The sequence below is a fragment of the Bacillus sp. FSL L8-0199 genome, from assembly GCF_038005705.1.
GTDB classification, from domain to species: Bacteria; Bacillota; Bacilli; order Bacillales; family Bacillaceae_G; genus Bacillus_A; species Bacillus_A cereus.
Window position 1 is genome coordinate 1383554 of the sequence record NZ_JBBOTS010000001.1, and the last position, 24399, is coordinate 1407952.

Below are 24399 nucleotides of genomic sequence, written 5' to 3' on the forward strand. Positions count from 1 at the left end.
AGTGGAAATCATTTATGAAGATTTTAAGGAGGCATTATCTAAAATAAAAGTGCTAAGAGAAAACGCTAATATAATAGAAGAAACTGTTCAAAGAAGTGTAAGAGAAATCATTAGAAATGTAAGGGAAGGAAAAGATGAGGCTTTATCTTTCTATACAAAAAAGTTTGATGGTGTAGAGATGAAAGATTTTCGTGTAAGTGAAGAAGAAATACAGCAAGCGAGTATGTTTGTAGAGAATTCATTTTTAGAAGCTTTAAAAGAGGCGAAGAAAAACATTGTTTCGTATCACGAAAAGCAAAAGAAGCACTCAATATTCGATTGTGAAAGTAAAGGGATAATTAGAGGGCAACTCATTCGGTCGTTAGAAAATGTAGGTGTATATGTACCGGGTGGGACAGCCTCATATCCTTCTTCAGTATTAATGAATGTATTGCCGGCGAAACTCGCAGGTGTGAAAAAGATTGTAATGGTAACACCGCCGAGGAAAGGAGGAATTGATCCGCATATATTAGCTGCTGCAGATCTTGCGGGAGTAGATGAAATTTATACGATAGGTGGAGCACAAGCAATTGCTGCGTTAGCATACGGGACGGAATCGATTCCGAAAGTGGATAAAATAGTTGGACCGGGAAATTTGTACGTCGCTCTAGCGAAACGAGAAGTATACGGAATAGTAAATATCGATATGATTGCTGGTCCATCAGAAATTGTAGTTGTCGCGGATGAAACAGGTAATGCAAAATATATCGCAGCGGATTTATTATCGCAAGCAGAGCATGATGAGAGAGCAACGGCGATTTGTATTACAACGAATATGGAACTAGCTAAAGAAGTAGAAAAAGAGGTAGAAAGACAGTTAGAAACGTTACCAAGAAGTGAAATTGCACGTGAATCAATAAATAGAAATGGAGCCATCTTTATCGTTGCTTCTTTAGAGGAGGCACTAAAGTTATCAAATAAAATTGCTCCAGAACATTTAGAGTTACATATAAAAGAACCGATGAATGCTCTAGATTATGTGAAACATGCAGGCTCTATTTTCCTTGGGCCATATGCACCTGAAGCGCTCGGGGATTATTTGGCGGGACCGAATCATGTATTACCAACGAGCGGAACGGCAAGATTTTTTTCTCCGTTATCAGTCGATGATTTCGTGAAAAAATCAAGTTTTATTTCTTATACAGAGGAAGCATTAAAAAATGTACAGCATCATATTGTAGAGCTTGCAAATAAAGAAGGGTTACATGCACATGCGAGAGCAATCCAAATAAGGTTTGAGGAGGAAAAATAATGCGTCAGTCCAGTCAAGCACGTGAGACGACAGAAACAAAAATTAAATTAAGTTTGCAGCTTGATGAAAGTACGAGTGTATCTATTCAAACGGGGGTTGGTTTTTTCGATCATATGCTGACTTTATTTGCTAGACATGGAAGATTTGGATTGCAAGTTGAGGCAGAAGGTGATGTATTTGTCGATGCACATCACACCGTTGAAGATGTTGGAATTGTACTCGGAAATTGCTTGAAAGAAGCATTGCAAAATAAAGAAGGAATTAATCGTTACGGTTCCGCGTATGTACCGATGGATGAATCTTTAGGATTTGTTGCAATTGATATAAGTGGACGCTCATATTGTGTATTTCAAGGGGAATTAATAAATCCGAAGCTTGGGGATTTTGATACAGAATTGACGGAAGAATTTTTTAGAGCAGTTGCACATGCTGCCAATATTACATTACATGCGCGCGTTCTATACGGAAGTAATACACATCACAAAATTGAAGCATTATTTAAAGCTTTTGGTAGAGCGCTTAGAGAAGCGGTCGAAAAAAATGCCAACATTACTGGTGTAAATTCAACGAAAGGGATGTTGTAATTGATTGCCATTATAGATTATGGAATGGGGAATATTCGCAGTGTAGAGCAAGCATTAAAATATACTGGCGCAGAGTACATTGTAACGAGTGATAAAGAAGAGATATTGAGAAGCGATGGCGTGATTCTACCGGGAGTAGGTGCATTTCCGAAAGCGATGGAAGTATTAAAAGAAAGAGATTTAGTGTGTGTACTAAAAGAAGTTTGTGACATAGGAAAACCACTCCTCGGTATATGTTTGGGCATGCAACTTTTATTTGAACGAAGTGAGGAACTAAAAGATTGTAGCGGATTAGGTTTACTACCAGGTGAAATTCGGAAGTTAAAAGTTTCGTATAAAATTCCTCATATGGGATGGAATGAATTAAGGAAGGAAAGAGAATTTCCGCTTTGGAATGGATTAGTGGATGGTTCTTTCGTGTATTATGTTCACTCATATTACGCGGATTGTCCAGATGAAATTGTATGCGGAGTAAGTGATTATGGAATGCAAATACCAGGGTTTGTCGCGAAAGGAAATGTATTTGGTGCACAGTTTCATCCAGAAAAAAGTGGCGAAATAGGCATGCAAATATTAAAAAATTTTCAAGGAGTGGTAGAAGCATGGAAATCTTCCCAGCTATCGATTTAAAAGAAGGGCGATGCGTTAGACTTTATCAAGGAGAGTTTAGTAAAGAAACGGTGATGAATGAAGATCCGGTAGCGCAGGCGATCATATTTGAAAAGCTTGGAGCGGAAATACTACACATTGTTGATTTAGACGGTGCAATTGCTGGCGAGTCGTTAAATTTGCCCGTCATTGAAAAAATCTGCAAGGTGGTACGTATTCCTGTGCAAGTGGGAGGAGGAATTCGTTCACTTGTAACGGTGGAGAAGTTATTGTCAGCAGGTGTAGAAAAAGTGATTTTAGGAACAGCAGCTCTTTATGATAAGTCATTTTTAGAGGAAGCAGTTCGTCTATATAAAGAGAAAATCATTGTTGGAATTGATGCGAAAAATGGTTTCGTAGCAACGAGAGGTTGGCTTGATCTGTCTGAAATTTCTTACGTTAGTTTAGCGAAACAAATGGAAAGTTTAGGTGTTCAAACGATTGTGTTTACAGACATTTCGAAAGACGGGACGCTTGCAGGTCCAAATTTTGAACAATTAGCGATACTTCAAAAAAGTGTGGGCATTCGTCTCATCGCCTCTGGAGGAGTGGCATCTATTCAAGATGTGAAAAAGTTAAATGATATGAATATATATGGTGTCATAATTGGAAAGGCGCTTTACGAGAAAACGATTGATTTAGAAGAAGTGTTACAGGTAACGAAGTTATGTTAGCGAAACGAATCATTCCATGTCTAGATGTGAAAGAAGGGCGAGTCGTAAAGGGTGTAAATTTTATAGGATTACAAGATGTCGGTCATCCGGTTGAAATAGCTGAAGCATATAACGAGGCAGGGGCAGATGAAATCGTATTTTTAGATATTACAGCGACTCATGAAGGAAGAAAAACGATTATAGATGTTGTAGAAAAAACAGCAGCTAAAGTATTTATTCCTCTTACGGTTGGCGGGGGGATTTCAAGTGTGAAAGATATGTACAATTTACTAAGAGCTGGAGCAGACAAAGTTTCAATAAACTCAGCGGCAGTGCGAAACCCGAAGTTAATAGAAGAAGGGGCAGAACACTTTGGATCACAATGTATTGTCGTGGCAATTGATGCTAGAAAAGTAGCAGAAGGTAAATGGAACGTATATGTCAACGGCGGAAGAGTTGACACAGGAATGGATGCTATAGAATGGGCGAAGCGTGTTGTTAAACTTGGGGCGGGTGAAATTTTGTTAACGAGTATGGATGCAGACGGAACGAAAAGCGGATATGACCTTCGTTTAACAGAAGAAATTTCAAAAAGTGTTTCCATTCCAGTCATCGCATCAGGGGGCTGTGGTCATACGGATCATATTATAGAAGTTTTTCAAAAGACAACAGTTGATGCAGCGTTAGCGGCATCCATCTTCCATTATGGTGAGGCGACAGTGCAGAGTGTAAAGCGAAAATTAAGAGATGCAAATGTTGAGGTGCGGTTATGAAACCTAATTTTTCAAAAGGATTAATACCAGCAATTGTCATCGAAGAAGGTACGAAAGAAGTTTTAATGCTAGCTTATATGAATGAAGAAGCATATGAAAAAACGTTAGAGACGAAAAGAACATGGTTTTATTCTCGTTCGAGGCAGTCGTTATGGAATAAGGGGGAAACATCAGGGAATGTTCAATATGTGCAATCTTTATATTTAGATTGTGATCAAGATTCAATTGTTATGAATGTGAAACAAGTAGGACCTGCTTGTCATACGGGAGAGAAGACATGTTTTCACTATCAAATTATATAGGGGGATACATATGGAAAATGCCTTTAAGTTGCTGTATAAAACAATTGAAGAACGAAAGGAAAGCCCACTTCCTGAATCGTATACAAATTATTTATTTTCAAAAGGAGAAGATAAAATTTTAAAGAAAATTGGTGAAGAGTGTGCTGAAGTAATTATCGCATGTAAAAATAATGATAAAGAAGAAGTAGTGAAAGAAATGGTTGATGTATTTTATCACTGTTTCGTTTTATTAGCTGAAAAAAATATTACATTGGAAGATGTCATGCGAGAGGTGAAAGAACGAAATGGAAAGCTTTCGAAAGTTGGGGATAGAAGGGAAATAGATACATTATAAGGGGGAATGTATATGAAAGTAGATTATCATCTTCACTTAGAAGAAGGACCGTATTCAATAGGATGGCTTTCTAAAATAAATGAAGCGCTGGAACGTTATGAACCGCTTCAAGAAAGGCATTCTATTGATTGGCTTATGAAAACACAAGAGCGTTTGCAAAAGCGTGTGAAGGAAGGGCCATTTACAACAGAATGGATGGACCTCTATTTAGAAGAAGCTGTGCGAAAAGGTATAAAAGAAGTGGGAATTGTTGATCATCTATATCGTTTTCATGAAGCGAAAGGATATTATGAAAAATATGTAGATATTAGTGATTCTAAGCTCGGGCGTATACAGAAGGAATGGTTAGATCAAGTAAGGGTAGTTTCACTGTATGATTTTACAAAGGTTATTGAAGAGGCGAAAGAACGATGGAGTAAAAGAGGTGTCACGCTTAAACTTGGAATTGAAGCGGATTATTTTATTGGTTGTGAAGGAGAGTTAAAAGAATTATTAGCGCTAGGAGACTTTGATTATATAATTGGTTCTGTTCATTTTCTAAATGGCTGGGGATTTGATAATCCAGATACGAAAGAATATTTTGAGAAGCATGACCTACGCGCATTATATGATATGTTTTTTAAAACAGTTGAGAGTGCGATTCGTACCGAGTTATTTGATATTATCGCTCATCTTGATAATATAAAGGTATTTAATTATCGATTGGATGAGAATGAACAGCTTTCTTATTATGAGGAAATTGCCTGTGCGTTAGTAGAAACGAATACGGCAACAGAAATAAATGCAGGATTATACTATCGTTATCCTGTTCGTGAAATGTGCCCAAGTCCACTATATTTACAAGTATTAGCTAAGTATGGTGTTCCAATTACGATTTCTTCGGATGCCCATTATCCAAATGATTTAGGGAATTATGTACAAGAAAATGTACAAACATTACGAGCTCACGGTGTTACTCAGGTTGCAACATTTACGAAGCGAGCAAGAGTAATGAGGTCGCTTGAAGAAGAAGTAACAAATTCAAAATGAAACGCAATTTTTTGATGAAAACCGTCCTTTTTGTTCAAAATAAGAAAGAATGAAAAGGAGGGTAAGAAATGGCGAAACAACAAAATAAACAAAATGTACAAGGTGCACAGCAACAAGCTTATACTTCTGAAACGAATGCTGTATCTCAATCGGTTATTGAGGAGCAAATTAGCGATACGGTTGCAGAAGGAACGATTGATGTGAAGCTTGGAAAAGAATCGCAGGAAAAAGCGTAAGAAAAGGGGAGAGTTGCATCTCCTCTTTTTTCATGGAAAAGTGTCGATTTTTAAAACTATAATCAAATTCCTTGGTTTTTATATGTGGATTTCTTACAATGAAATATAAGAGATATCTTATTTTCTATAGAAGAGGTGTTAGTAGTGGCAAAAATATTAGTAGCGGGAAAAATTCCGGAAATTGGATTAGAACTATTAAAAGATCATGATGTAGAAATGTACGATAAAGAGGAGTTAATTTCTATAGATGAATTAACAGAGCGTGTAAAAGATAAAGATGCATTGTTAAGTTTACTTTCGACAAAGGTGCCAAAAGAAGTTATTGATGCAGCGCCTCATTTAAAGATTGTTGCAAACTATGGTGCTGGTTACGACAATATTGATTACACGTATGCGGGCGAAAAAGGAATTGCAGTTACGAATACACCGAAAGTATCAACGGAAGCGACTGCAGAATTAACATTTGCACTTCTTTTAGCAGCGGCGCGTAGAATTCCTGAAGGGGATACGTTATGTCGTACGACCGGATTTAACGGATGGGCACCGTTATTTTTCTTGGGACGAGAAGTCCATGGTAAGACAATCGGAGTTATAGGTCTTGGAGAAATCGGGAAGGCTGTTGCAAAACGTGCGAAAGCATTTGGAATGGATGTTTTATATACAGGGCCAAATCGTAAGCTTGAAGCTGAAAGTGAACTGGGAGCAACGTATGTGACGTTGGAAGAATTATTACAAACAGCAGACTTTATTACAATTAACTGTGCTTATAATCCAAAATTACATCATATGATTGATGAAGAGCAGTTTAAAATGATGAAGAAAACAGCGTATATTGTAAATGCTTCACGTGGACCAATTATGAATGAAGCAGCACTTGCTCATGCATTAAAAACGAATGAAATTGAAGGAGCAGCTCTTGACGTGTTTGAATTTGAACCGAAAATTACAGAAGAGTTAAAAGAATTAAAGAATGTAGTACTTGCTCCACACGTAGGGAATGCAACATTTGAAACTCGTGATGCGATGGCTGAAATGGCTGTTAGAAATATTTTAGCTGTATTAAACGGCGAAGAGCCAGTAACACCTGTAAATGAAAAGGTATTAGTCACAAAATAAAAAGAAACCTTCCGGACTCGGAAGGTTTTCTTATTTTTCTTTATTTGTTTTTTTAGACGGTCTTTGTCTAATGAATTGAGATAACATGTACAAAATATATAGTGGAATGGCAATGAATAAGAAAACAGAAAAATTTCCAAATCCTGTTTGATACATTGTAATAATGATTCCAACTAAAAATAGTGTAATAATGATGCTATATCGTGGAATTGGTACATCTTTTAAACTTGGGATACGAATGCGGCTCACCATTAAAAATGCGAACGTTACAAATACGGTAATAAGAACGATTTTTGGAATGGTATGTGAAAATAACGTTAAGAAAGCAACAAGCCCTCCCGCTGCTGTAATCGGTACTCCAGTGAAATATTTCATTGAAGTAGAAGATGGTGTTACATTAAATCGTGCTAAACGATATGCTCCGAAAAGAGGGAATAATCCCGCTATGTATAATCCGATGATTCCGTAGTTTGAGAAAGATGTGTAATACATTAAAACAGCTGGTGCTGCACCAAATGTTACGACATCTGCAAGCGAGTCGAGCTCTTTTCCCATTTGTGAATCAACACGTAATAAACGAGCAACACGACCATCAAGACTATCTAACATCATCCCGATAAGTACTAAAATAGCAGCTGATTTATAATATCCTAAAGATGCATAGCCGATTGATAAAAATCCGCTATATAAATTTCCGAGCGTAAATAAGTTTGGAATAGCTGCTCTATACAAAATCTGATCCCTTGCTTTCTGTAATAAATTCTTAATTAGTGTATGAAAGTTTACTTATTTTATCATACCATAAATTTATTCCTCATACGAAAGAAATTACCAATTTGTGAAAGATTTCATAGAAGGATGGTTTGAAAATTAAGTGAAAATAAAAAGAGGAAGCAACTTGTATAAAGTTGCTTCCTTTACTATTCAAATTTCGTTGTCATCGTTCCAGTTTTATATCGATTATTAGGATCGAAGCGTAATAAATCTCCATAAATTAATTTATCGGAGAGTTTTAATTCTGTTTTTGCTTTTTCAATATACGGCTGACATAGCGTCATGTCAGCTTCTTCACCCGTACTTCTTTTGTAGCACATATTTTTTGTATAAACATACTCTTCAGAAACAAAGCTACCATCACGCATTACCATAAGCGGGTCTTTCTCTTTAATAAATAAGTCAGTTCCAAATTCAACGGATTTATTTGTTTTAATACCAAGTAAATGAAGGAGCGTTGGCTTAATATCAATTTGACCGGATACTTTAGAAACAACTTTTCCTTCTTGGCCAGGCACATGAATAATAAGAGGGACTCGTTGTAATTGCATAGAATCGAATGGTGTAATAGTATCTTTTCCTAGGAACTGTGCCATAGCTGCGTTATGGTTTTCGGAAATACCGTAATGATCACCATAGATGACAATAACGGAATTATCATACAATCCTTCTTCTTTTAATTGTTTAATAAATAATTTAAGAGCTTCATCTGTGTAACGAACAGTTGGGAAGTAGCGGTTTACAACACCACTTTCCGAGTTGAATTCATCAACATATTGATCTTCCGGATTTAGAAGAAATGGAAAATGATTTGTTAATGTAATAAATTTTGTATAGAACGGTTGCGGTAAAGATTTTAACTTTGGAATAGATTGTTCAAAGAACTCTTTATCTTTTAATCCCCAACCGACAGACATTTGCTCCGTTCCTGCGTAATCATTTAAATTAAAGTAACGATCATATCCAAGCGCAGGATACATTACATCCCGATTCCAAAACGTTTTATCATTTGAATGGAAGACGGCAGAAGAATATCCGTATTTCTTTAATTGTTCTGGTGTCGCTGTGTATTCATTTGTTGCATGAGTAAAGAATACAGAACCACGATCTAGCGGATAAAGTGAGTTTTCAACGATAAATTCAGCATCAGAAGTTTTACCTTGTCCAGTTTGATGATAGAAGTTATCGAAATAGAAACTATCCTTAATAAATTCATTTAAAAATGGTGTAATTTCTTTTCCATTTATTTTTTTATTAATAACAAAGCTTTGTGTAGATTCCATTGAAATTAAAATTACATTTTTACCTTTTGCAGCTCCAAATAAGTTTTTATCAACTTGTTTGTCTTTTGAGTCTGTATAGTTTTTAATTTCAGAAAACCCATCCCCACTTGCAAATACACGCTCAGCTGAGGACTTGGATTGAAGCGTAATATCAAATAGATGATATGTGTATAAACCTAAATTCTTCACGACAGTTTGACGGTCAAATGAGCGTGAGAACATTTGTGGTTTATAAATAACTGATACAACAATTTGTAGTGCTAATAAAGCTGTTACACCGCTAAAGAAAGTTCGCTTCTCTGAGCGGGAAAGTGGTGTTTTGTCCCCAAATGATGGGAATTTACGCGAAATAAACATTAAAATAATTGCATCTGCAAATAAAAGTAATGTTTTGTACGTAAAGAGTTCTTTTATACTTGTCCCTAAATCAGCCATATTGTTTGTTTGGAATAAAACCGGGAAAGTAACGAAATCGTTATAGAACCCATAAAACATTGCGTTTCCAAATAAAATAAATGACAGTATAAAACTGATTCCAATTATAATTCGGTTTCGGTGCTTAGATGCAAGTAAAGCTAAGCCGAAAAATAAAAGTAACGCAGCTAGTGGATTGATAAAAAGCATGAATTCTTCAAAGAAATTATCAATTTTAATATCAAATGCTAGCTTGTACACAATATATGTTTTAATCCATAGTAAAACGACTGCAACGAGCGCAAATCGCAGTTTTGGAAACAGATGTTGTAGCATAATATACTCCTCTCCTAAAAAGCATGACAGTTCTTGAGAGTCAGTTTGCTTAACGACTCATTTTATATATACGAACAGTCCTTTGTTATTATGATTATTATACTATGAGTATCATTATACGAAAATAAAAGAAGGTTGTGGGCTTTTTTATAATAATCGAGTAGAAAAAGAGTGGTGGGAGACAATAAAACAGAATTTCTATGTATGATAATTATCGTACGCAGAAAGAATCGCGTGATAATACGGAGGTTATAATGCGAAAATTATTATGTTTTATAGCATGCAGTAGTGTTATATTTTTTACTTCACCGAGTGTGTCGGTAGCCCAATATGATGCACCTCTTATGGAAGATGCACTTTATTCTGTTTTATTTCCAAAAATAAATAAAGCAATTGAAAAACAATATGGAAGTTTGAAACCTTATCAATGTCCTAAAATTATTAGTTTAAAAAAAGTGTATAGCGGTACATATTTATTTCAAGCAAGTATTGAAGTGACAAAGTATGAACGTGTTGCTGGGAAAATTGCTCCACCATTTGAGAAGGTAACGATTACATTTAATAACGAAGAAGGCGAATGGGAAGTAACAAAGGTATTAGTAAAGCGCTTACCAGACGATACGAAATTAAACTGCAAAAAAACAATATAAAAAATTGTTTGACAAATAAAATGGTCCTTTGGTATTGTTAATAGCAACAATTAGATGTTTGAAAATTAAATAGACTTACCTCATCTACTCTCAAAGGTAGAGGCCGCGATAGGAAAGAGTAAGCTATGGGAGATTTAATGGAATCTGTGATCATAGGTTGAAAGGGACTATTGCCGAAATATAAGAATAACCATCTTATTCATATATTGGGACTGCATTGAATAAATGTAGTACTGTCATAATATTTATTTTATGGAGAGCTATTTGGAGATGTTGATGCGGTTTCTTATTTTGAGGAGATAACAACTCGTTTATTTTTTCAATATATATTTTTCCTAATAAGAAACGCGTGTGAACATTGTTCCGCGCGTTTTTTGTCTATCTAAAAGCGTGCTGCAATGAATAGAAGATTGGGGTTATGAGTTTTAGAGGAAATAAGGGAGGAATTTAAATGTATTTACACGGCACAAGCCGAATTAATGGGCAAGGACACTTAGAAATTGGAGGGTGCGATACGACGCAGCTAGCAAAGCAATACGGAACACCACTTTATGTATACGATGAAGAGTCTATCCGAGGAAAATGCCGAGCATTTCATCGTGCTTTTAAAGAAAGTGGTTTCTCTTATCAAGTAGCATATGCAAGCAAGGCGTTCTTGTGCATGGAGATGTGCCGAGTAGCTCGTGAAGAGAGTATGTCATTAGACGTTGTTTCTGGGGGAGAATTATATACTGCGCTCCAAGCAGGATTTCCGGCATCACGTATTCATTTTCATGGAAATAATAAAACAGAAGAAGAAATAGTGATGGCTCTTCAGGCGAATATCGGTTGTTTTGTCGTAGATAACTTCTTTGAATTAGAAGTTTTACACGATTTAGCGATGCAACATGGGAAATTTGTGAACATATTAATTCGTGTAACGCCTGGAGTAGAGGCGCACACACATGAATATATTACAACAGGTCAAGATGATTCGAAATTTGGATTTGGCGTTTCAAACGGTCAAGCGATGCAGGCAATTAGATTTGCTGTACAAAAATCCAATTATAATGTGCTAGGGATCCATTCACATATTGGATCACAAATATTTGAAACAGCTGGTTTTGTTCGAGCGATTGAAGTTCTTCGCCAATTTTTAGAAGAAGTGAGAGAGCAAACAAACTATGTAGTAAAAGTGTTAAATGTAGGCGGAGGATTTGGAATACGTTACACAGAGTCAGATACACCATTAACTCTTGAGACATATGTGCGAGCTGTAACAAGTGCAGTGAGAGAACAATTTACTGTATGTGAATATCCATTGCCAGAAATATGGGTTGAACCAGGCCGTAGCATTGTAGGTGATGCTGGGACAACACTTTATACAGTTGGATCTGTGAAAGATATTCCTGGTATTCGGAAATATGTATCAGTCGATGGTGGAATGACAGATAATTTAAGACCAGCTTTATATAGCGCGCGTTATGAAGCGATGTTAGCGAATCGAGGGAATGATGAGAATGAGGAACTCGTTTCGATTGCCGGGAAATGCTGTGAGAGTGGAGACATGTTGATTTGGGATATTCATTTACCGAAAGTCGCTGCTTCTGATTTACTAGCAGTTTCCTGTACAGGAGCATACGGGTACTCGATGGCGAATAATTACAATCGGATTCGAAGACCAGCCGTTGTCTTTGCAAAAGGCGGAACATCGCAAGTAGTTGTGGAACGTGAAACATATGAAAATATTATTGGGAACGATCGCATACGTATTAAAGAGCTTGTCTAAATAGGAAAAGGAGTTGTTCGTATGGGCAATTCCTTTTTTATAAAATAAAATAATTAAAATATATCGGAAAACTAGGATTGAAAAAAATCAGAATTGTGATAAAATACAAATACAAAGCTTATCAAGAGAAGCGGAGGGAACTGGCCCGAAGAAGCTCGGCAACCTGCTTATAGAAAGCAAGGTGCTAAATCCAGCAAAATGGGATCCATTTTGAAAGATAAGGTAAAATATATTACCGAACAGTCTTTTCGAAATGGGAAAGATTTTTTTTATGAATAAAAAGGGGGGCTGTTTGCGTGAGTGTACGGGAACATTTTGATGAAGTATCCGAGAAGATTGAAGCGATGCTTGCTGATATGAAATATGGTTCAATTACAATTGTTGTGCAAGATGGAAAAGTAATTCAGTTAGAGAAAAGTGAAAAAGTACGTTTAAAGTGAAAAGCGCTGACTAGAAAAACTAGAGGCGGTTTTAACCTATTTTCATTAGGTTAAAACCGTCTTTTTGCTTTTACAGGGGGAAAAAACATGTTGACGTATGAAACGTGGGAAGAAAATGTTGTTTCATTTTCGGAAGAAGACGAAACAAAAGGCGCGCTATCAGTATTAAAGTGGGCTTATGGAGAGTATAAAGATGAAATTGTCTACGCATGTAGCTTTGGGGTGGAAGGTATGGTATTGCTGCACCTTATAAACCAAGTAAATCCATATGCTAAAGTCGTATTTTTGGATACAAATGTTCATTTTCAAGAAACGTATGAATTAATTCGGAAAGTGCGGGAAAGATTTCCTTCATTGAATATTATAGAAAAACAGCCAGAACTTACACTTGATGAACAGGCGAAGTTGCATGGTGAAAAACTGTGGGAGAGCAATCCGAATCTTTGTTGTAAGATTAGAAAAATTTTACCTTTAGAAAAATCATTAGTAGTGGAAAAAGCATGGATATCAGGCTTAAGAAGGGAACAATCAGAAACACGTAAGCATACAAAGTTTATAAATCAAGATCATCGTTTTCAATCTATTAAAGTTTGTCCACTCATTCATTGGACGTGGAAAGAAGTTTGGCGATATGTATACAAACATAGCTTGCCGTATAACCCGTTGCATGATATTGGTTATCCAAGTATTGGGTGTGAGAAATGTACGTTACCTGTTGGGGATGGTGGCGATTCAAGAGATGGTAGATGGGCTGGAAAAGTGAAAACTGAATGTGGTCTTCATTATCAATAAGATGAATCTTGAAATAAAGCTAAGAGAGGATATAGAAAAATGAGCATAGTAAACGAATTAGTAAACCGTATAGATGAGGCATATGACGTATCACAAATTGAAAAAGAAATTAAGTTAGACAATATTGCGTTAAGTGATTTAGAACTATTGGCGACAGGTGGATATAGCCCCCTTACTGGTTTTTTAGGGAAGGAAGATTATGATTCAGTCGTAGAAACGCTTCGTTTAGCAAATGGTAGTGTGTGGAGTATACCAATTACATTACCTGTAACAGAAAAAGTCGCAGAAAGCCTGAAAGTTGGAGAGGAAGTAAAGCTTGTCAACAATGGAAATATATATGGTGTCATTCAAATAGAAGATATTTTTGTACCAGATAAAGAAAAAGAAGCGTTACTTGTATATAAAACAACGGATGGGGCTCATCCAGGAGTGGAAAAATTATATGAACGACCAAACGTTTACGTTGGAGGAACTATTATTCTAACAAAACGCTTTGAAAATAATCAATTTCCTTCTTATCATTTAGACCCAATTGAAACGAGGGAAGAATTTAAAAAACGTGGGTGGAAAACAGTGGTCGGGTTTCAAACGAGAAACCCGGTACATCGTGCCCATGAGTATATCCAAAAGTCTGCTCTTGAAATTGTAGATGGTCTCTTTTTAAATCCGCTCGTTGGAGAAACGAAATCGGATGATATTCCTGCTGATGTAAGAATGGAAAGCTATGAAGTACTCCTTCAAAACTATTATCCGAAAAAGCGTGTCTTTTTAAGTGTATTTCCTGCTGCCATGCGTTACGCAGGACCAAGGGAAGCGATATTTCATGCGTTAGTAAGAAAGAATTTTGGATGTACCCACTTTATAGTAGGGCGCGATCATGCAGGGGTAGGAGATTATTACGGTACTTATGAAGCGCAAGAAATTTTCACGAATTTTACGATAGAAGAGTTAGGAATTACACCACTATTCTTTGAACATAGTTTTTACTGCACGAAATGTGAAGCGATGGCTTCAACGAAAACATGTCCGCACGGAAAAGAAGATCATGTTATTTTATCGGGTACAAAAGTAAGAGAATTATTAAGAAACGGTGAGATTCCGCCGAGTACATTTAGTCGTAAAGAAGTAGTGGAAGTACTAATTAAAGGATTGAAAAAAGCAGTAGTAACAGAATAGGGAGAGAACGAGATGGATACGAATATTACTTGGCATACAGCGTCGGTTTCAAAAGATGAGAGAAGAGCGAAGAATGGACATCACAGTTTTGTAATTTGGTTTACTGGTTTATCAGCTTCGGGTAAATCTACAGTAGCGAATGCGGTCGCTCGTAAACTGTTTGAAAAGAATATTGGAAATTATGTGCTGGATGGGGATAACATTCGTCACGGTTTAAATAAAGACTTAGGATTTTCTGAAAGTGATCGCATGGAAAATATAAGACGTATTGGCGAAGTGGCAAAGTTATTTGTAGATCAAGGAACAGTTGTCCTTACAGCATTTATTTCACCATTTCGAGTAGACCGTAAACAAGTAAGAGATTTATTAGCGGCAGATGAATTTATTGAAATTTTTGTGAAGTGTCCGATTGAAGAGTGTGAGAAACGTGATCCGAAAGGGCTTTATAAAAAGGCAAGAAAAGGTGACATTAAGGATTTCACAGGTATTGATTCGCCTTATGAAGAGCCAGAGCAAGCGGAATTAATTGTAGAAACGCACAAATATTCTATTGAAGAATGTGCAGAACAAATCGTGAAGTACTTACAAGAGCGTAGTTTTATATAGGGGGATAAACAATGAGTTATGAAAAAGTATGGGCTAACAATGAAAAATTAAATCAGACCGAGAAAAATAAATTAGAAAAAGATGGCTTAGAAATTTTTAATGATATTCCTTACTATGCGGAAAATGGTTTCGAATCTATTCCGAAAGAAGAGTGGGATGCCTTTAAATGGGCAGGCTTGTATTTACAAAGACCGAAAGAAGCTGGTTATTTTATGATGCGGGTAAATATTCCGTCAGGGATTATTACAAATGCACAGGCAGAAGTACTTGCTTCTATCGCTGAAGATTATGGACGTGATGTAATAGATATTACGACGAGACAAGCGATTCAGTTTCATTGGTTAGAAATTCATCAAATTCCAGATATTTTTAATAGATTAGCGAGAGTTGGATTGTCTTCAGCTGGAGCGTGTGGTGATATAACGCGTAATATTACAGGTAATCCGCTTGCTGGCATTGATGCAAATGAATTATTTGATACAACGCATATTGTAAAAGAAGTATACGATTACTTCCAGCATAATGAAGAGTTTTCTAATTTACCACGTAAATTTAAAATGTCTATTAGCTCTAATATTTATAACTCAGCAAACGCAGAGATTAACTGTGTTGCATTTACACCTGCTACGAAAGAAATAGATGGTGAGAAAAAAGTTGGTTTTCATATAAAAGTAGGTGGAGGATTATCAGCCCGTCCGTATTTAGCTGAGGAATTAGATGTATTCGTTTTACCAGAAGAAGTGAAGGCGGTGGCGATTGCGATTGCTACTATATTCCGTGATTTTGGATATCGTGAGAAACGTCATTTAGCTCGGTTGAAATTTCTTGTTGCGGACTGGGGAGCAGAGAAATTTAAAGAGAAACTAATAGAGTATACAGGGCCTTTACAAAGTAAAGGGGAAAGTGCACTCAAAGGATGGAATGCAGGCTATTTTTATGGTGTTCAAGACCAAAAACAAGAGGGATTAAAATATGTAGGTTTTAATGTACCGGTAGGTCGTTTACATGCAGAAGAAATGTTTGAGATTGCAAGAATCGCAAAGCAATATGGAAATGGACAAATTCGTACATGTAACTCGCAAAACTTCATTATTCCGAACGTTCCTCCGGAAAATGTAAAAGGATTACTTAGTGAACCGCTGTTTGAAGCGATATCTGCTAGCCCGAAATCATTTATTGGTCATGCGGTTTCATGTACCGGTATTGAATATTGTAATCTTGCACTAGTAGAAACGAAAGAAAGATTACGAAAAATTGCAGAATACTTAGATACACAAATTGCACTCGATGTTCCAGTTCGAATTCATATGGTAGGCTGCCCGAATTCATGTGGTCAACGTCAAATTGCTGACATTGGGTTACAAGGTGTGAAAATGAAAACAAAGGAAAAAGGCATTGTTGAAGCGTTTGAAATATACGTAGGTGGAACATTATTAGATGGCGGTGCCTACAATCAAAAGTTAAAAGGAAAAATAGATGGCGAGGATCTACCTGATGTACTCGCATCATTTATAAGTTATTTCAAAGAGAATAAATTACCAGCCGAAACATTTTATGATTTTGTAGGTCGTGTTGGTGTAGATACATTACAAATAGCGTTAAATAACGTGCTAGAAGAAGTAATAGCGTCTTAGGAGGGACGATATGGATTTATATCGATTTGAAGCTGTATTAGTGAGTGATATTGTTCCGATAGTTGTTGTTGCTCAAAGTGAAGAACAGGCATTTAAGCTTGCGGAGATTGAGCTTGAAAAGCATTTTTTACCGTTGCCAGAGGTAAAAGAGATTTCTTTGTTTGAAAAAAAGAAGATTCGAAAAGGTGCGGCATTTGTTATCCATGAGTAGAGATCAGTAATACGAAAAAATAAAAACTTCCATTCTTATATACGAATGGAAGTTTCATTTTAATAGAAGAAATGAGGAGAGATGATGGGAAAGGTTTATATTGTTGGAGCGGGTCCTGGCGATCCAGATTTAATTACTGTTAAAGGGTTGAAATGTATTGAGAAGGCAGATGTTATTTTATACGACCGACTTGTGAATAAAGAGCTGCTTTCACACGCAAAGCCTGACGCGGATTTAATTTATTGCGGAAAACTCCCGAATTATCACACGATGAAGCAAGAGACAATTAACACGTTTCTTATTAAGTATGCGAAAAAAGGAAAAGTTGTAACGAGGCTTAAGGGCGGCGATCCATTTGTGTTTGGTAGAGGGGGAGAAGAAGCTGAAGCATTAGCAAAGCAAGGTGTACCATTTGAAATCATTCCTGGTATTTCAGCTGGAATAGCTGCTCCTGCTTATGCGGGCATTCCAGTGACGCACCGTGATGCAAGTGCAAGTTTTGCTATTGTGACTGGGCATAGGAAAGAAGGTGCTGAAGAAGAAGTGAAATGGGAAAGTTTAGCGAAAGGTGTAGAGACTTTAGCGGTATATATGGGGGTTAGTAATTTGCCCTACATATGTGAGCAACTTATGAAGCATGGAAAAGATAAAAGTACGCCAGCTGCTATTATTGAGCAGGGGACGACGTCTATGCAACGCACAGTTGTTGGAACGTTAGGGACAATTGTAGATGTTGCGAAAAAAGAGCAAATTCAAAATCCGAGCATGATTGTAATTGGAGAAGTTGTCCGTTTTAGAGAAAAAATTCATTGGTTTGAGAAGCAGACAGAAAATGCTTATCAAGTAAGTGGAGTGTTGTAAAATGAAAGCCGTTTTATATATATGTCATGGAAGTCGTTTGAAGACAGCGAAAGAAGAGGCGATTCAATTTATTACATCGTGTATGAGCCGTATAGAAGCGACTATTCAAGAAGTTTGTTTTTTAGAGTTAGCGAATCCTTCTATTGAAGATGGTTTTCGTACATGTGTGAAGCGTGGGGCCACAGAGATTATTGCTATCCCTGTTTTTTTATTAGCGGCAGGTCATGTGAAGAAAGATATTCCGTTTGAATTGGTAAAGCTCAAGAATCAATATCCAAATGTTAAAGTGACTTATGGTAATCCGTTTGGTGTATCAGAAACACTTGTTAAATCGGTGTATAGCGGAAGTGGCATCGAACAGGAAGATAAAAATGAAGTGACGTTACTTCTCGTTGCAAGAGGGAGTAGTGATCCTGAAGTATTAAGAGATATAAACTGGATTGCTTCTTTATTTCAAACAAAAGAGAAGGTTAAAAAAGTAGAAGTTTGTTATTTAGCGGCTGCAGAGCCAAAATTTGAGGAGAAGTTAAAGGAAGTTGTAGAACGAAAAGAAAAGAACATCGTTGTACTGCCTTACTTGTTATTTACAGGTTTACTTATGAAACATATTGAGAAAGAAGTGCGCCAATATGAATTGGAAGAGATAAAAATCAGTCCATATTTAGGGAAGAATGAAGCGTTTCAAGATATGTTAATTCAGAAAACGACGGAGTTATTGAAAGGAGATCAGTATGTATCCACTTACAGTGCGAGTTAATGAGAAACGCGTTGTTGTTATTGGCGGGGGAAAAGTTGCAGGATTTAAAATTATTCCTTTACTCAAACAGGGTGCGGATATAGTTGTGATCAGTCCAGAATTAGATGCGAATTTAGTAAAACTTGTGGAAGAAAAGAAAATTCGTTGGTATCAAAGAGAATATGAAAAAAGTGATATTAAAAGTGCTTTTTTAGTTGTTGCAGCGAGTAGTGATTCAATATTAAATGAACAAGTTGCTGAAGATGCCGCTGAGAATCAATTAGTAAATGTTATTACAAATCCGGAAAGTGGTAATGTTCATTTTCCGGCAGCGATTCATCGTGGTTTACTTAATATAGCAGTTTCTACTGGGGGAGCGAGCCCGAAGCTCGCAAAAAAAATTCGAGATGATATTGCAAATAAATATGATGAGACATATGAATCGTATTTAGATTTTTTATATGAAGTAAGGTTGAAGTTAAAAGATTTACAGTTAGAAAAGAGGGAACGAAATATATTGCTCCAAGAAGTGTTGAAATCAGTATATGTGCAAAACGAGGGGAAAAGAGAAAGTTTTTTACGAGAATTAGAGGAAAAGATTTTAAAATAATAAAAGATAAAGTGCGCTTTACAAATATAAAAATATAATTTATAATCACAAGTAACTTCAATAGATGAAATCGATGAGCAAGAAGAGTACGTATATTTGATGCGTTCAGAGAGCTGGGGTTAGGTGGGAGCCCGGTACGATAAAATATACAGAATGGGCTTGCGAGAGGTATGTTGAACATTGTAGTAGGCAACCCGGGTTCCGCCGTTAAAAGGATAGAGTATCGGAATTATTCCTGTACTTGAACAAGTGGGATTTATCAATCCAATTGAGGTGGTACCACGGTATTTACATTACATATATCGTCCTCTACATGCATATTTGCGTGTAGGGGACTTTTTTATTTTCTAAAGGAGGTGTGCGAGTATGAAATGAAAGTGTATAATTAACAAAAGTTTAAATGTTCAGAAAAGGAGAATTTATGATGAAAGAAACACAGCAATGGACGTCGAAAATCGGCTTTGTACTCGCAGCAGCCGGAGCCGCAGTAGGTCTTGGTGCGATATGGAAATTTCCATATGTTGCAGGTAATGGCGGGGGAGGCGCATTCTTCCTTGTATTTTTACTATTAACTTTATTTATAGGTATGCCTCTTCTAATAGCGGAGTTTGTTATTGGACGTAGCACGCAAAAAGAGGCCGTTACAGCTTATAAAGTACTAGTGCCAAATAGCAAAGTATATCCTTGGATTGGTCGTATGGGAGTTGTTACTTGTTTTAGTGTACTATCTTTTTATAGTGTTGTAGGTGGATGGATTTTACTTTATTTATATTATAGTGTGACAGGAAGTTTCTGGAATAGAGCAGCTGATTATGGACAATTGTTCGGTGAAACGATTTCAAATCCGTTAAGTGCGATTGGAGCACAATTTATCTTTATGCTTTGTACAATTTTTGTCGTAAGTAAAGGTGTAGAGAAAGGTATAGAAAAGGCAAGTAAGTACATGATGCCGCTATTATTTATTTTATTTATTGCGATTATTGTTCGTGCGTTAACACTCGATGGTGCTTTTGCTGGAGTAGAGTTCTTCTTAAAGCCAGATTTTTCAAAGCTTACAGCAGATACGATTTTATATGCAATGGGACAATCTTTCTTCTCGCTAACAGTAGGTGCCTCAGTAATGGTCACGTATAGTTCGTATTTAAAGAAAGAAGAACATTTAGCGAAATCAGCAACATCTATTGTGAGTTTAACTGTTTTTGTTACAGTACTTGCAGGATTAGCAATTTTCCCAGCGATTTTCGCATTAGGAGTTAAACCGACTGAAGGACCAGGATTACTGTTTATCGTCCTTCCGGCAGTATTTGCAAAAATACCATTTGGTCAATTTTTCTTTATTATGTTTTTAATTTTATTCTTCTTTGCGACTTTAACATCAGCAATTTCAATGCTTGAAATTGTAGTAGCATCTGTTGCGAAAGGTAATGAGAAGAAGCGTCCATCAGCATCATTATTAATCGGTATTCTTATTTTTGCAGTCGGTATTCCATCAGCTTTATCATTTGGGATTATGAGTGACGTGAAAATATTCGGGAAAACATTCTTTGATTTAGTTGACTTTTCGGTAAGTAACGTATTGCTGCCGTTAGGAGTACTAGCTATTTCATTATTTGTACCAAATAAAATGAGTAAAGAGTTATTGATGAAAGAATTAGAAGTGACGGAAACGAAGGGGAAAACGTTATTTAACATTTGGTTCTTCTTACTTCGTTATGTTATTCCGGTAACTGTAATAATTGTATTTTTAAATGCGATAGGTGTATTTAAAATGTTTGCATAAAAAAAGGCGGGGATCTCCCGTCTTTTTTTATGTGGATGTTGATGAGTGTAATAAACGATTATATGCTTTATAGGCTGTAGTGACTGCAAGGAATGAACCGATTAAAAATAATACTGAGCCGCCAAATGTAAATATCCGGCCAATATACGTCTCTCTAGCTTCTTCTATTTTTTGTTGTAATTGCGTATTCATATTGATCACCCCGTAAACTATAGGCATTTAGTTATAGTCTATGTAGAATGCCTATATTGTGTGAAGTGTAAATAAAAAACCTCGGTAGGCACCGAGGTTTTTTATAATCCGATATAAGGAGATGGGTCAACTGCGTTTGTCTTGCCGACATTCCATTCTCCAAGATGAAGTTCGAAGTGTAAATGTTGTCCGTATGATTGGCCCGTGTTCCCCATAAATCCAAGCTGATCGCCTTGTTTTACAGTTTGTCCATTCGATACAGAACGGCTATTCATATGAGCATATACTGTCGTATATGTTTTTCCGTTTATACGGTGAGATAAATACACTACGTTTCCGTAACTAGATGATAATTCTGAACGAATAACAACGCCATCTGCAGCGGCGATAATTGGAACCGTTCCCGAAGCAGCGATGTCAATTCCTTTATGGTTATCTAAAGAACGTACACCAAATCCGGAAGTTTTTGATCCAGCTGCTGGTTTGATAAAGCCACCGATGTTTGTATCATGTGGTGTTGGAGCGGCTTGAGTTGCTTGAGCAGATTTAGTAGCTTGTTGTTTGCGGGCCTCTTCTGCCTGGCGGGCTTCTTCCGCTTTACGAGCTTCTTCGGCCCGTTTTTCTTCTTCAATTGCTTTTTGCACAGCTTGACGTTGATTTTCTAAAATGCCTTTGGATTCTTCTAATCCTTCAATCTCTGAATCTACTTTTGCTACTTTCGTATGTAGATCGTTAATAAGAGTTTGTTGCTGTTGTTGGTTATTTTGTAATTCTTGCTGTTTTTGTTCTAGTTTTTGCTCAGATTCTTTCAGTTGTTGTTCTTTTTTCTCAACAGCCTCTTTTTCTGTAGTTACAGCATTTTGATCAGATGTTTGTTTTTTTACAATATCTGTATCGTTGTTTAATATTAAACTTACGGAGTACATATTATCAACAAGATCGGCAATATTTGAAGAATTTGTTAGTACCTCTGTAATGATATTTGTACGAGGTTTTTCTTGCATAGATTGTAATCGTTGTTTAATAACTTCCTGACGTGTATCTATGTTTGTTTGTAATTGTTCTATATGTTTCTTTTTGTCAGCAATTACTTGTTGAGTTTTGCTAATTTCTTTTTTTGTATCGTTTAATTCAGCTTCGTTTTTATTAATAGAAGTAGTTAATTCATCAATTTTCTTCTGTAATTCTTGAATTTCTTTTTCTATTTGTTCTTTCTCGACTGATTTATTTTGTAAGTCACTTTGTTTGCCTTCTAATTCAGATTGAATGTTAGATAATTTATCTTGATTTGTTTCAGCGTATACGGGTGAAAGTAACGGGGAAGCAAAAATCGTTCCTGCTGCTAAAACACTAAACGCTGCAAATTTCTTTTTCATAGTTGTCTGACTCCTTTCTCTATGAATGTTATATATCATAAGAAGAAGAGTGTCTATCGTTGTAATCATAATGTAAAGAAAACTTTATAAAATTGCTAAGTTTTGTCGGAATTTATCATTTTTCAACTGTAATTGTCATAGTACATACATTTTATTCATATGTGTAACAAAGGTATATTTTGGAATTAATCTGTAAAATGAAGAAGGAAAGTAATCGTTTTTATGAGGTAAAATATTACTTGGAAAGCTAATAAAACACTAGTGAGGAATCGTTCTCATGTTAGGTTTTCTGACATGGGTCTGCTTTTTGTCAAGAAAATTATTTGTGTTCGGGCAAAGTTATTTTGTTGTCAGATTTAAATTTTTGATTTATGATTTTTAACAGGGACAAAATGTAGTGAATTGTCGAATAATATGTAATACTCTTAATTTCTTAGTTTTATAGAGATAGAATGAGAGATAGAGTGACACATCGAAGAGGGGGTTACAACAAATATGAAAAGAATAGGACTTGCATGGCAAATATTAATAGGGCTTGCGCTTGGTATTGCGGTTGGGGCGATTTTCTTTGATAATCCAGCTGTTGTGAAGTACTTACAACCAATTGGTGATATTTTCATCCGATTAATTAAAATGATCGTTGTACCGATTGTTGTAGCAAGTATTGTTGTTGGGGTTGCTGGTGTTGGCGATGTTAAAAAACTAGGTCGACTAGGCGGAAAAACAATTCTTTACTTTGAAATTATTACAACAATTGCAATTATTGTTGGTCTATTAATAGCGAATATTTTCCAACCAGGAAAAGGCGTAAATATGGAGCAGTTAACAAAGACAGATATTTCGAAATATACACATACGACAGAGCAAGTACAAAGTCATTCATTTGCAGATACGTTTGTAAATATTGTTCCAACGAACATTATGAAGTCATTGGCTGACGGAGATATGCTTGCTATTATCTTCTTCTCTGTACTATTTGGTTTAGGTGTAGCAGCAATTGGTGAAAGAGGAAGACCAGTTCTTCAATTTTTCCAAGGTGTAGCTGACGCAATGTTTTACGTAACAAACCAAGTTATGAAATTTGCACCATTTGGTGTGTTTGCACTAATTGGTGTTACAGTTTCTACATTTGGTCTTGCTTCATTAATTCCATTAGGGAAATTACTAATTGTCGTATATGGGGCAATGATCTTCTTCGTCGTAGTTGTCTTAGGACTTACAGCGAAAATATTTGGAATCAACATTTTCCAATTCTTTAAGATTTTAAAAGACGAGCTGATCTTAGCGTATTCTACAGCAAGCTCAGAAACAGTTTTACCAAAAATCATGGAGAAAATGGAGAAATTCGGTTGTCCGAAAGCAATTACATCTTTCGTTATTCCGACAGGTTATTCATTTAACTTAGATGGATCAACTTTATATCAAGCAATTGCGGCTATTTTCTTAGCGCAAATGTACGGTATTGATTTATCTATTACACAACAAATTACATTATTGCTTGTATTAATGGTTACATCAAAAGGTATCGCAGGTGTACCGGGCGTATCATTCGTTGTATTATTAGCGACACTTGGTACAGTAGGTATTCCACCTGAAGGCTTAGCGTTCATTGCTGGTATTGACCGTATTTTAGATATGGCTCGTACAGCAGTTAACGTTGTAGGAAACTCTTTAGCAGCTGTAGTTATGTCTAAGTGGGAAGGTCAATATGACGCTGAAAAAGGACAAGCTTATTTAAAAGAGATTTCTGAAAAGGGTCAAGCGGCTTAATTATAATATGAACAAGCTCTCACA

27 protein-coding genes, 2 riboswitches and 1 other annotated feature are annotated in these 24399 nt (G+C 36.2%); of the genes, 23 read left to right on the forward strand and 4 right to left on the reverse strand.

Annotated features, from left to right (window positions below; all coding sequences use genetic code 11):
- Window position 1 precedes the first annotated feature (1 nt).
- The 10 genes from hisD (at window position 2) to NST86_RS07280 (ending at window position 6966) form a co-directional block, all read left to right on the forward strand.
- Window positions 2-1291: a histidinol dehydrogenase gene (gene hisD, locus NST86_RS07235; RefSeq protein WP_000402917.1), complete on the forward strand. Its 1290-nt coding sequence runs from the start codon at window positions 2-4 to the stop codon at window positions 1289-1291.
- Window positions 1291-1875, forward strand: a complete 585-nt coding sequence (gene hisB, locus NST86_RS07240) for an imidazoleglycerol-phosphate dehydratase HisB (protein WP_001249950.1) — start codon at window positions 1291-1293, stop codon at window positions 1873-1875. The genes hisD and hisB overlap by 1 nt, the downstream gene beginning before the upstream one ends.
- The gene (gene hisH / locus NST86_RS07245) at window positions 1876-2505 is read left to right on the forward strand and encodes an imidazole glycerol phosphate synthase subunit HisH (RefSeq protein ID WP_000560362.1); all 630 of its coding nucleotides are present in this window, start codon (window positions 1876-1878) and stop codon (window positions 2503-2505) included. It begins immediately after the preceding gene.
- Window positions 2478-3197 (forward strand): 1-(5-phosphoribosyl)-5-[(5-phosphoribosylamino)methylideneamino]imidazole-4-carboxamide isomerase, encoded by a 720-nt coding sequence (gene hisA, locus NST86_RS07250; RefSeq protein WP_340933433.1) that lies wholly within the window; start codon window positions 2478-2480, stop codon window positions 3195-3197. The genes hisH and hisA overlap by 28 nt, the downstream gene beginning before the upstream one ends.
- Window positions 3191-3949, forward strand: coding sequence for an imidazoleglycerol phosphate synthase cyclase subunit (gene hisF, locus NST86_RS07255; RefSeq protein ID WP_000880115.1), 759 nt, complete (start codon window positions 3191-3193; stop codon window positions 3947-3949). The genes hisA and hisF overlap by 7 nt, the downstream gene beginning before the upstream one ends.
- Window positions 3946-4251 carry a phosphoribosyl-AMP cyclohydrolase gene (gene hisI / locus NST86_RS07260; RefSeq protein WP_000803963.1) on the forward strand — a complete coding sequence of 102 codons (306 nt, stop codon included), beginning with the start codon at window positions 3946-3948 and terminating at the stop codon, window positions 4249-4251. Before hisF ends, hisI begins: the two co-directional genes overlap by 4 nt.
- A 10-nt stretch (window positions 4252-4261) precedes the next feature.
- Window positions 4262-4585 (forward strand): phosphoribosyl-ATP diphosphatase, encoded by a 324-nt coding sequence (gene hisE, locus NST86_RS07265; RefSeq protein ID WP_000426356.1) that lies wholly within the window; start codon window positions 4262-4264, stop codon window positions 4583-4585.
- A gap of 12 nt (window positions 4586-4597) precedes the next feature.
- Window positions 4598-5614, forward strand: coding sequence for a histidinol phosphate phosphatase domain-containing protein (locus NST86_RS07270; protein ID WP_000861856.1), 1017 nt, complete (start codon window positions 4598-4600; stop codon window positions 5612-5614).
- Between the two features lie 68 nt (window positions 5615-5682).
- Window positions 5683-5850 (forward strand): YozQ family protein, encoded by a 168-nt coding sequence (locus tag NST86_RS07275; RefSeq protein WP_001118882.1) that lies wholly within the window; start codon window positions 5683-5685, stop codon window positions 5848-5850.
- A gap of 144 nt (window positions 5851-5994) precedes the next feature.
- Window positions 5995-6966, forward strand: coding sequence for a 2-hydroxyacid dehydrogenase family protein (locus NST86_RS07280; RefSeq protein WP_001062840.1), 972 nt, complete (start codon window positions 5995-5997; stop codon window positions 6964-6966).
- 30 nt (window positions 6967-6996) lie between these two features.
- Here NST86_RS07280 and pssA read toward each other — a convergent pair whose 3' ends face one another.
- Window positions 6997-7698, reverse strand: coding sequence for a CDP-diacylglycerol--serine O-phosphatidyltransferase (pssA, locus tag NST86_RS07285; RefSeq protein WP_000285418.1), 702 nt, complete (start codon window positions 7696-7698; stop codon window positions 6997-6999).
- 188 nt (window positions 7699-7886) lie between these two features.
- Window positions 7887-9773 (reverse strand): LTA synthase family protein, encoded by a 1887-nt coding sequence (locus NST86_RS07290; protein ID WP_000939082.1) that lies wholly within the window; start codon window positions 9771-9773, stop codon window positions 7887-7889.
- Between the two features lie 254 nt (window positions 9774-10027).
- Here NST86_RS07290 and NST86_RS07295 point away from each other — a divergent pair, with 254 nt between their 5' ends.
- From NST86_RS07295 to NST86_RS07350, 12 genes are all read left to right on the forward strand, one after another.
- Entirely contained in the window at window positions 10028-10423 is a 396-nt protein-coding gene (locus NST86_RS07295; RefSeq protein ID WP_001228751.1) for a DUF3888 domain-containing protein, read from the forward strand.
- An 89-nt stretch (window positions 10424-10512) separates the two neighbouring features.
- Window positions 10513-10694: riboswitch (Lysine riboswitch) on the forward strand.
- Between the two features lie 180 nt (window positions 10695-10874).
- Window positions 10875-12191, forward strand: coding sequence for a diaminopimelate decarboxylase (gene lysA / locus NST86_RS07300; protein ID WP_000280678.1), 1317 nt, complete (start codon window positions 10875-10877; stop codon window positions 12189-12191).
- 115 nt (window positions 12192-12306) lie between these two features.
- Window positions 12307-12415: riboswitch (SAM riboswitch) on the forward strand.
- A gap of 72 nt (window positions 12416-12487) precedes the next feature.
- Window positions 12488-12631, forward strand: a complete 144-nt coding sequence (locus NST86_RS07305; RefSeq protein WP_000116158.1) for a YezD family protein — start codon at window positions 12488-12490, stop codon at window positions 12629-12631.
- An 87-nt stretch (window positions 12632-12718) separates the two neighbouring features.
- A complete protein-coding gene (locus NST86_RS07310) occupies window positions 12719-13423 on the forward strand; it encodes a phosphoadenylyl-sulfate reductase (RefSeq protein ID WP_000959010.1) in 705 nt (234 codons plus the stop codon).
- A 39-nt stretch (window positions 13424-13462) separates the two neighbouring features.
- A complete protein-coding gene (sat, locus tag NST86_RS07315; RefSeq protein WP_000029483.1) occupies window positions 13463-14599 on the forward strand; it encodes a sulfate adenylyltransferase in 1137 nt (378 codons plus the stop codon).
- A 12-nt stretch (window positions 14600-14611) separates the two neighbouring features.
- On the forward strand, window positions 14612-15205 hold the full coding sequence (gene cysC / locus NST86_RS07320) for an adenylyl-sulfate kinase (protein WP_000380494.1): 594 nt from the start codon (window positions 14612-14614) through the stop codon (window positions 15203-15205).
- 11 nt (window positions 15206-15216) lie between these two features.
- Window positions 15217-16839 carry a nitrite/sulfite reductase gene (locus NST86_RS07325; protein WP_000119607.1) on the forward strand — a complete coding sequence of 541 codons (1623 nt, stop codon included), beginning with the start codon at window positions 15217-15219 and terminating at the stop codon, window positions 16837-16839.
- A gap of 10 nt (window positions 16840-16849) precedes the next feature.
- A complete protein-coding gene (locus tag NST86_RS07330) occupies window positions 16850-17050 on the forward strand; it encodes a DUF3906 family protein (RefSeq protein ID WP_000366918.1) in 201 nt (66 codons plus the stop codon).
- A gap of 84 nt (window positions 17051-17134) precedes the next feature.
- On the forward strand, window positions 17135-17911 hold the full coding sequence (gene cobA, locus NST86_RS07335; RefSeq protein WP_000521255.1) for a uroporphyrinogen-III C-methyltransferase: 777 nt from the start codon (window positions 17135-17137) through the stop codon (window positions 17909-17911).
- Between the two features lies 1 nt (window position 17912).
- Window positions 17913-18668: a sirohydrochlorin chelatase gene (locus tag NST86_RS07340; protein ID WP_000648889.1), complete on the forward strand. Its 756-nt coding sequence runs from the start codon at window positions 17913-17915 to the stop codon at window positions 18666-18668.
- A complete protein-coding gene (locus NST86_RS07345; RefSeq protein WP_000283355.1) occupies window positions 18643-19257 on the forward strand; it encodes an NAD(P)-binding protein in 615 nt (204 codons plus the stop codon). Before NST86_RS07340 ends, NST86_RS07345 begins: the two co-directional genes overlap by 26 nt.
- A gap of 64 nt (window positions 19258-19321) precedes the next feature.
- Window positions 19322-19570 (forward strand) — a binding site (T-box leader).
- A 111-nt stretch (window positions 19571-19681) separates the two neighbouring features.
- Complete coding sequence (locus tag NST86_RS07350; protein WP_000665441.1) at window positions 19682-21037, forward strand: sodium-dependent transporter; 1356 nt, start codon at window positions 19682-19684, stop codon at window positions 21035-21037.
- Between the two features lie 27 nt (window positions 21038-21064).
- Here NST86_RS07350 and NST86_RS07355 read toward each other — a convergent pair whose 3' ends face one another.
- Both NST86_RS07355 and NST86_RS07360 read right to left on the reverse strand, forming a co-directional pair.
- Window positions 21065-21229, reverse strand: coding sequence for a hypothetical protein (locus NST86_RS07355; protein WP_001096002.1), 165 nt, complete (start codon window positions 21227-21229; stop codon window positions 21065-21067).
- Window positions 21230-21330: 101 nt separating this feature from the next.
- A complete protein-coding gene (locus tag NST86_RS07360; protein ID WP_000726081.1) occupies window positions 21331-22605 on the reverse strand; it encodes a murein hydrolase activator EnvC family protein in 1275 nt (424 codons plus the stop codon).
- Window positions 22606-23100: 495 nt separating this feature from the next.
- On the opposite strand from NST86_RS07360, the gene gltP reads away from it, so the two are divergent.
- Window positions 23101-24375, forward strand: a complete 1275-nt coding sequence (gene gltP, locus NST86_RS07365; protein WP_000821130.1) for a glutamate/aspartate:proton symporter GltP — start codon at window positions 23101-23103, stop codon at window positions 24373-24375.
- The last annotated feature ends 24 nt before the right edge of the window (window positions 24376-24399 follow it).